Source organism: Pseudomonas entomophila, from assembly GCF_029478665.1.
Lineage (GTDB): Bacteria > Pseudomonadota > Gammaproteobacteria > Pseudomonadales > Pseudomonadaceae > Aquipseudomonas > Aquipseudomonas entomophila_F.
In genome coordinates this window covers 1-1,305 of the sequence record NZ_JARPQB010000131.1, presented here as the reverse complement: position 1 = coordinate 1,305, position 1,305 = coordinate 1, and the positions used below count along the sequence as shown (strand labels likewise).

Genomic DNA, 1,305 nt, shown 5'->3' with positions numbered 1-1,305 from the left:
GCGGCCTGGCCGCTTTTCGCCAGTTGCATGCCGGTGCCGGCCAGGGCCTTGCCCTGTTCCAGCAGGCCGTTGCCGCCGGGGCCCATCAGGCCCTGGGCCATCGATTTTCCTTGTGCCATCGCGTTCTGCATCAGTCCCTTGCCTTTGTCCATGCCTTGCTGTGCCAGTGCCAGGCCCTTGCCCAGCAACCCCTCTGCGCCCTTGCCGCCGCTGAGCACCTCGCCGACCACGGCCTGCTGGCCGGGGGCGATGTCGGCGAAGCTGGGTTTGGGTGGCCAGTCGCCGGCGCCGAAGTGGCTGCCCTCGGCCCAGGTGTCGGCCGGGTCCAGGCCGAAGTCGACCCACAGCGGGCCGGCGGCGGCGCCGCTGGCCTGGTTGAAACCGGTTGTCCTTGGCAGGTTGATGTTGTCCTTGAGGGCGCGGATGTCGATGTCGCCGGAGGCCGACACCAGTTTCCAGCCCAGGCTCTGCACGAACAGGCGCATGCCCTGGCTGGCGCTGGCCAGCAGGCGTTTGCCGACGGACATGCTGGTGTGGCCGGTGCTGCTCAGCGCCAGGTGCTCGCCGGTAGTGATGTGGTTGGGGCCGGGAGTGGTCAGGGCGATGCCGGCCGGGCTCGACAGCACCAGGTGCGGCTGGGCGAATTCGGGGAACTCGTTGGCGCTCTGGTTGACCGGGCCGCTGCCGAGGATGCCCTGGTGCTGCTCGTGCAGGCGCTTGGCCACGGCGTCCTGGTCGCCGGGTTCCTGGGCCTGCATCTGCTTGGCCAGTTCGGCCAGGCTGTCCTGCTGCTCGCTGGCGGTGGCCAGGCGTTCGGCGGTCTCGGGCAGGTCCTTGTGGTGCTTGGCTTCGTTGGCGCGGGGTTCGGTGGTGATCAGCAGGCCACCGGCCGCGCGCACGGCGCCGTGGCGGTCGGTGCGCAGCTCGAAGCCTTCACCGCGTGGGGCGCCACCGCTCGGGCGTGGATGGGTCAGGTAACCGAGGTTCAGCGCACTGGCGCCGTGGTCGCTGCGCAGTTGGCGCGGGGTTCGGTGGTGATCAGCAGGCCACCGGCTGCGCGCACGGCGCCGTGGCGGTCGGTGCGCAGTTCGAAGCCTTCACCGCGTGGCGCGCCGCCGCTCGGGCGTGGATGGGTCAGGTAACCGAGGTTCAGCGCACTGGCACCGTGGTCGCTGCGCAGGGCGATGCTGATTTCGCTGGTGGTGTCGTCGATGCGCAGTTCGTTGTTGCGGCTGCCCTTGTATTCCTTGCTCTTGATCGTGGCCAGGGTCTTGAGGTCGGGCAGCTTGTAGTGCGGCATGTTCA

General features: G+C 69.4%; 2 pseudogenes. Both read right to left on the bottom strand.

The features are described 5' to 3' along the window. A pseudogene (locus tag P5705_RS26220) lies at nucleotides 1–1,016 on the bottom strand (DUF2345 domain-containing protein); the annotation flags it as partial. Continuing rightward, nucleotides 1,007–1,305: pseudogene (locus P5705_RS26215) on the bottom strand (type VI secretion system Vgr family protein); the annotation flags it as partial. The pseudogenes P5705_RS26220 and P5705_RS26215, both read right to left, overlap by 10 nt.